The organism is Nitrosomonas sp., from assembly GCF_040240425.1.
Lineage (GTDB): Bacteria > Pseudomonadota > Gammaproteobacteria > Burkholderiales > Nitrosomonadaceae > Nitrosomonas.
The window spans coordinates 26,524-33,244 of record NZ_QPHG01000030.1; the positions used below are offsets into that span (position 1 = coordinate 26,524).

Here is a 6,721-nt window from a genome sequence, read left to right on the forward strand (position 1 = left end):
GCAAAAAGCCGCACCGGCTCGTTAAAGAAGCATTTCTGCTGTATTACTCAGCCAGTCTGCACATTGAAAAACCGAAACGCGCCATTCCTAAAATGATCTATGCCGCGATCTTCCTGGTGTTTGTTGTGCTAGCGATGGCCATGTTCACTTATACCCGGGTAGCCGAACGGCTGGAAAATCCGGTTGGATCGAACTTGACCAAGCAGGAAGAAGCAAAACCGAACAAACCTGCGAAGCAGGGGAGTGATACGCAGCCACCGGCCATCATACCGGTAGCGCAACCGGCCACCGACAATGCACCGGTCAAGCAATCGCTTTCCATGCTGTCGGAATTTATCGATTGGGGACAAGTCGCCGCTTGCGTCTCCAGCAAATCAAACTGCATCTGCTACGGCCACCAGGCGCAACGTTTGAATATTGTTCCAGATACCTGTAATGCGGCCATCAATTACGGCTGGATTTAGCCGAAGAAAATGTAAAGGAGGTTACATAAATGAAGAAATTGAAATCAAGATTCAAAAAGCGCTAAATCGTGATGTGATTGTCTGCATCCGGCAAGTTGAACACAAGCATGCTGCCCGATCCCTTACAAGGATTAATTTTTTCCTGGCTTCCTCATTCTGCTGAACGCATCTATTAATTTTCAAAAAAATTAATCGTGTGATTTTTCTTTTTTTGAACTTCTTCTTCATTCTCATTGAAAACCTGATTGATAATGCTTTTCCAATGAGCTTTATCCGCATTGTGCGCGAGAAGCACCTTACGCCAATCGACAGCTATTTTGGTTCGCTTTTCATACTTCCATGGGATTTCATTGAATGTTTTTATGACCAGCCCCCCCGTAGCGTACGTAACAAGATCTTCATGAATCGCTCCACCAGCCCAATTCTGCTCTTGCTCTATCTCGTATGCCTTTAGTACTGAAGTGCCAGTAAAAACGGAAATCGTTTTTCCATATTCATTTAGTGAGATTTCATGCAGGTCACCAACAGCGATTCCACATCTCACCGCATATGGAGATTTGCAATTAAATCCAAGTGCTATTGTCTTAGCCGCCATTGCTGTCATCAACGTAAACTGATCTTCTATACTTTTCTGAGGATCTCCATAAAGGAACATGCTATCCGAGTATCGTTCCATTTTTCCATAAAAATCGGATATCTTATATTTTTCACTTTCTGGATCATTAAGATTAACTTCTTTACTATAAAAGCTATTTCCAAAGTATGCATTCTTTATTAAATTTGCCAAGATTGTGGCAGCATCCTTTGAATCAACCATTATTCTCTTCTTGAACCCCAGAATATCAAAAGAAGCTACAACTATTTTTTCATAATATTTTATTTCGTCCATTTAATTCTCACAGGGATTCTGATGTTTTTAAGCTTAGCATCGAGAATATTATTAATAAACCTTTTCATTATGCTGGTTTATATTTTATTTTGATTGCCGCTAAAATCTTAAATTCACACCCTTGCAGTTTCTCATGTTTGAATATTGTTCCGGATACCTGCAACGCGGCCATCAATTATGGTTGAGTTGTGCCTACGAAAATGTAAGTTAGATTACTGCGCAATATTCAGATGCCCGAAGGAAGATAAATCACGGATGATCCGCAATCGCCGTAAAAACTGGCTTTCCCCATCGCCTAACAATACACTGTAATTTTAAACCGCTGAAAACCCAAAGGTCTCGCCGCCGATCGGCGCGAAGGAGGTAGTTATGTGGCTTTCAATCCCGAAACCGGCACGACTACCCAAGGCGAAAACGTTGAAGAAGCTTTATCTAATCTAACCGAAGCAACCGAACTTTATCTTGAAGAATTCTCGATGAGCGTTACATCCCGTTCATTGCTGACAACCATCCAAGTACCCAAGCATGCATAAATTACCTGTTATTTCGGGAATAGAAGAACACGAACACTCGAAAAATTTAGTTTCTCCGGCAAGCCAAATTAGCTTCAATTGCCGTTGCATAGATTCTGGAAATCAGTCGCCCGGCTATTAATTATGAGGAAGGAATCGACCAGACCGAGTAGCTTGATGTAATAGGGTAGTGCCATGCTGTGCCAAAATCGCGCCGGGTGATGCGGATGCCGGGCGGGGATTGGCGTCTTTTGTATTCATTCAGATGAATCAGACGGATAATTTTGGTGACGTCCGCTTCGCTGAAGTTCATGGCGATGATTTCCTGCGGCGAGCAGTTCTTTTCCACGTACGCTTCCATGATGGCGTCCAGAATGTCGTACGGCGGCAAACTGTCTTGGTCGGTTTGATTGGCGCGAAGCTCGGCGGATGGTGCGCGCGTGATGATGCGTTCAGGGATCACGTGGCTAATGCGGTTGCGGTATTCGCACAATTGATACACCAGGGTCTTGCTGACATCCTTCAAAACCGCGAAACCGCCCGCCATATCGCCGTACAGCGTGCAGTAACCGACCGCCATTTCGGATTTGTTGCCGGTGGTTAACACCAATGAGCCGGTTTGGTTGGATAGCGCCATCAGCAAGGTGCCGCGGATGCGCGCTTGCAGATTTTCCGGCATGGTTGTCGTTTCCGCGGTGCCAGGGGAAATCCCAAAATCGCTTTCGACAGCGGATAAATAATGCTCGAACAATGACTGAATGCTGCATTCATAGTGCTCAACGTTCAGTAATTCAACCATTTCGTTGGCGTCTTCCCGGCTGATATTGGCGGTGTACTGCGATGGCATCATGACGGTTTTTACCTTGTCCGCGCCCAGCGCATCGACCGCTATTGCCAGCGTCAATGCCGAATCGACACCGCCGGAAAGCCCCAGAATCACACCGGGGAAGCCATTCTTGCGCACATAATCGCTCACGCCCAAGCATAAGGCTTGATACACGCTGGCGGCCGTTACTGGTGAAACGGGCAAGTTGCTTTGCAGCGGTTGTTTATCGTGAATATCGACGATTGCGATGGTTTCAACAAACTCATCCAGTTGATGCGTCAGTTCGCCTTGTCCGTTCATGGCAAACGAAGCGCCGTCAAAAACCAATTCATCCTGTCCGCCGACTAGATTGGTGTGAATCACCGGAATACCGGTTTGCTTGCTGAAACGGTGTGTCGTTTGGCAGCGCGAAACTTGCTTGTTGATATAAAAAGCCGATGCATTGAGCACCAACAAGATATCGCAGGTGGAGCGATCCATCGTATCGATCAAATTGCCGAGCCAGAAATCGGCGCAGATCACCAGGCCGAATTGAATGCCAGCTAGTTCAAATACACAGGGTTTTGTGCCGGTATCGAAATAGACTGTTTCGTTGAAAGGCTTTGTGCTGAGAATTCGCTTGTAATAAGTGTGCAGGATTTCGCCATCGCGAATCACCGAAGCGGCGTTGTACAGCTTGCCTTCCTCAATGTGCGGATGGCCTACGATTAAGGTGATGCCATTAATCGCCTTGACCAGATCGGCCAAGGCAGCGGTACATGATTGGCAAAAAGTTTCGCGTAATAGACAATCGCCGGGAGGATAACCGGACAGCGCCAGTTCGGGTGTGATGATCAGTTCAACGCCGGATTGCTTGGCGTGTTCCGCTGCGGCAAGAATTTTAGCGGCATTTCCGCTGATATCCCCAACCGTGCAATTTATTTGTGCGATCGCAATGCGCATCGGTTGCGGGATGTTATTCCGGATTAAAATGGCAATTGCGCATCGGGCTTGGCTTGCAGAATATTGCGGCGGAAATCTTCCTGGATACGTTTCAAGGCTGCGTCATTATCGGCTTCAAAGCGCAAGACCACCACCGGTGTGGTGTTGGAAGCGCGCGCCAGACCGAAACCGTCGGGGTATTCCACCCGTAGACCGTCGGTGGTAATGACTTGCTGCGGGTTATCGAACACGGCGTTTTTCTGCAATTGCACAATCAGTGCGTGATTTTCGCCTTCTACCGTGCGTACTTGCAATTCCGGTGTGTTGAGGCTGTCGGGCAGGTTTTTCAGCGTGGCGGTGATGTCTTTCTCACGGCTTAGCAGTTCCAGCAAGCGCGCACCGGCGTATAAACCGTCGTCAAAACCATACCAGCGTTCTTTAAAAAACAAATGACCGCTCATTTCCCCGGCTAACAAAGCTTTTTCCTCGATGAGCTTGGATTTGATGAACGAATGCCCGGTTTTCCACATGACTGGCATGCCGCCGTGCTGGCGGATCCATGGCGCCAGATTGCGCGTGCATTTCACGTCGAAGATGATCTTTCCACCGGGATTGCGCGACAGCACATCGGCGGCAAACAGCATCAGTTGGCGGTCAGCGTTGATGATATGACCATCCTTGGTGACGATGCCGAGCCGGTCGCCGTCGCCGTCAAACGCCAAGCCGATTTCCGCATCGGTCGTTTTTAACGCTTGAATGACATCGTTCAAATTCTCGGGCACCGACGGATCGGGGTGGTGATTAGGGAAAGTGCCGTCCACGTCGCAGAACAGTTCACTCACTTGGCAACCCAACTCGCGATAGAGCGCCGGTGCATACGCACCCGCCACACCGTTGCCGCAATCGACTACGATTTTGAGCGGACGCGCCAATTTCACATCGCCGGTGATTCGCGTGCGATACGCATCGGCAATCGCGTGTTCGGAATAGTTGCCAGCGCCGTGGGTCAGGTTGTTGTTTTCGATACGCAAGCGCAGTGCTTGGATGGTATCCGCCGCCAAGGTCTGGCCGCCGAGTACGATTTTGAAGCCATTGTATTCGGGTGGATTATGACTGCCGGTGACCATCACGCCGGAATATTGGCACAATTCATGCGCGGCGAAATACAACATCGGTGTCGCCACCATGCCGACATCGACGACATCGATACCGCTTTTGCGGATGCCGCGCGCCAATGCTTGGGATAATTCGGTTCCGGATAACCGGCCATCGCGGCCGATGGCGATGGCGGTCAGATTCCTGGCGCGTGCTTCGGAGCCGATGGCGTGGCCAATTTTTTCGACATTTTCAGCGGTGATCGTTTTGCCGACGATGCCGCGAATATCATAAGCCTTGAAAATTTCATGAGGAATGGCTTGCATAATCTAATCGATCCGGAAGAAAGGTTGTTGATAAAACGCGACAAATCGTAACTGATCTAATGACAATTTATCATCGGAACGCAAGTTTCCGCAGAAATTAACCGGTCACATTAGTGATGCCCTGCAACCGCGCCGCCTTTCAGTGTGTAATGCGTGCCGCAGTAAGGACACAGCGCTTCGCCGGTAGCTTCGATGGGCAGGAAAACCCGCGGGTGCGAATTCCATAACAGCATGGCCGGGGTCGGACAGTGTAATGGCAGATCGTCGGCGGTAACTTCAATTTCCCGGGTTTTATTATTGCTTTGTTGATTCATAGAAAATAACTCCAAAATAGCGGTATTAAACTAAAGTGAGCCAATCGGTGTGATTTTTGGCCCGGCCTTTAACGCAATCAAAGAATAGGGTTTGTAACTGCGCGGTAACCGGTCCGCGTTTGCCCGGCCCGATGATACGGTTATCCAATTCGCGGATCGGTGTGATTTCAGCTGCGGTGCCGGTGAAGAATGCCTCATCGGCACAATAAATTTCATCGCGCGTAATGCGTTTCTCAATCACGGGAATACCAAGCTCCGCGGCTAATTCGATGATCGAAGCGCGTGTGATGCCTTCCAGGCAGGAGGTTAAGTCCGGCGTGTACAGTTTGCCTTGTTTGACGATGAAAATATTTTCTCCCGAACCTTCGGCTACATAGCCTTCCACATCCAGCAGCAAGGCTTCGTCGTAACCGTTCAACGCCACTTCCTGATTGGCCAGAATCGAATTGGCGTAGGTCGTGACCGATTTGGCACGGCACATATTGATGTTGACGTGATGCCGGGTGAATGATGACGTTTTGACGCGGATGCCGTTTTCCAGTGCTTCCGGTCCCAGATACGTTCCCCATGACCATGCGGCGATGGCGACATGCACCGATAGCGTTCGTGCGGAAAGTCCCATCGCCTCGGCGCCATAAAACGCGATCGGACGGATATACGCGGACGACAGTTTATTTTGTTTCACCACATCGCGCTGCGCTTGCATGATGGTGGCCTTGTCGTACGGTATTTTCATCATGAAAATATGCGCTGAATTGAATAAGCGGTCGGTATGTTCCTGCAACCGGAAAATCGCCGCGCCCTGCGCGGTTTCATACGCGCGCAATCCCTCAAAAACACCCAAACCATAATGCAACGTGTGCGTTAGTACATGCGTATTGGCATCCCGCCAGGGAACCATTTTCCCGTCATACCAGATTACACCGTCACGGTCAGCCATTGACATTCAGGAACTCCCGATAAAATTCTTAAAAGCCGTATTCTAACTTATTTTTGACACGACGTTGAAACATGCCCATCCCTGAGACAGCGAATATCCGGACTCAGGTGAGACAATTTGCCGCATTGCTTAATGGCAAGGCTCCATCTGATAATCTTAAGCCATTGCATGGACGGTAATTTTTGAATCAATAGCGCATCGCCTCAGTTTTGCTTTACTTCTCCAATTACCTGCAGCTCTACTTCACCACGTCCGATCCAATCACCACTGTAGCGCATTGGAGGCGCTTATTACTATGTTACTAAAATCATCAATTCATAATGTGTAAGAAACCTCAGGGTTGTTTACAGATAGGTTGATTGAAATAAGCGTTGAGTATTTCATAAGGGGTGGCATTATTCAAACTCTTATGAGGCTTAACGGTATTGTAGAAG

The 6,721-nt window shown here is 48.6% G+C and carries 6 protein-coding genes and 1 pseudogene; 2 read left to right on the plus strand and 5 right to left on the minus strand.

Annotation, left to right across the window (positions count from 1 at the left end):
- Window positions 1-92 precede the first annotated feature (92 nt).
- Window positions 93-464 carry a hypothetical protein gene (locus tag DU481_RS11570; protein ID WP_350134608.1) on the plus strand — a complete coding sequence of 124 codons (372 nt, stop codon included), beginning with the start codon at window positions 93-95 and terminating at the stop codon, window positions 462-464.
- A gap of 172 nt (window positions 465-636) precedes the next feature.
- Here the strand turns inward: DU481_RS11570 and DU481_RS11575 are convergent, their stop codons facing one another.
- Window positions 637-1,353, minus strand: coding sequence for a hypothetical protein (locus DU481_RS11575; protein ID WP_350134611.1), 717 nt, complete (start codon window positions 1,351-1,353; stop codon window positions 637-639).
- A 362-nt stretch (window positions 1,354-1,715) separates the two neighbouring features.
- Between DU481_RS11575 and DU481_RS11580 the strand changes: the two are divergent.
- Window positions 1,716-1,886: pseudogene (locus DU481_RS11580) on the plus strand (type II toxin-antitoxin system HicB family antitoxin); the annotation flags it as partial.
- Between the two features lie 121 nt (window positions 1,887-2,007).
- Here DU481_RS11580 and DU481_RS11585 read toward each other — a convergent pair.
- The 4 genes from DU481_RS11585 to DU481_RS11600 all read right to left on the minus strand — a co-directional run bounded on the left by DU481_RS11585 (window position 2,008) and on the right by DU481_RS11600 (window position 6,293).
- Window positions 2,008-3,633, minus strand: coding sequence for an NAD+ synthase (locus DU481_RS11585; protein WP_350134616.1), 1,626 nt, complete (start codon window positions 3,631-3,633; stop codon window positions 2,008-2,010).
- Window positions 3,634-3,656: 23 nt separating this feature from the next.
- Window positions 3,657-5,033 carry a phosphomannomutase/phosphoglucomutase gene (locus tag DU481_RS11590; RefSeq protein WP_350134618.1) on the minus strand — a complete coding sequence of 459 codons (1,377 nt, stop codon included), beginning with the start codon at window positions 5,031-5,033 and terminating at the stop codon, window positions 3,657-3,659.
- Window positions 5,034-5,143: 110 nt separating this feature from the next.
- A complete protein-coding gene (locus DU481_RS11595; RefSeq protein WP_090315750.1) occupies window positions 5,144-5,347 on the minus strand; it encodes a zinc-finger domain-containing protein in 204 nt (67 codons plus the stop codon).
- A gap of 25 nt (window positions 5,348-5,372) precedes the next feature.
- On the minus strand, window positions 5,373-6,293 hold the full coding sequence (locus DU481_RS11600) for a branched-chain amino acid transaminase (RefSeq protein WP_090315747.1): 921 nt from the start codon (window positions 6,291-6,293) through the stop codon (window positions 5,373-5,375).
- Window positions 6,294-6,721: the final 428 nt, after the last annotated feature.

Excerpts from the sequence above, each read along its gene's own strand:
- DU481_RS11570 (WP_350134608.1), top strand. The coding sequence starts at position 93 with ATGATCTATGCCGCGATCTTCCTGGTGTTTGTTGTGCTAGCGATGGCC.
- DU481_RS11575 (WP_350134611.1), bottom strand. The coding sequence starts at position 1,353 with ATGGACGAAATAAAATATTATGAAAAAATAGTTGTAGCTTCTTTTGAT.
- DU481_RS11585 (WP_350134616.1), bottom strand. The coding sequence starts at position 3,633 with ATGCGCATTGCGATCGCACAAATAAATTGCACGGTTGGGGATATCAGC.
- DU481_RS11590 (WP_350134618.1), bottom strand. The coding sequence starts at position 5,033 with ATGCAAGCCATTCCTCATGAAATTTTCAAGGCTTATGATATTCGCGGC.
- DU481_RS11595 (WP_090315750.1), bottom strand. The coding sequence starts at position 5,347 with ATGAATCAACAAAGCAATAATAAAACCCGGGAAATTGAAGTTACCGCC.
- DU481_RS11600 (WP_090315747.1), bottom strand. The coding sequence starts at position 6,293 with ATGTCAATGGCTGACCGTGACGGTGTAATCTGGTATGACGGGAAAATG.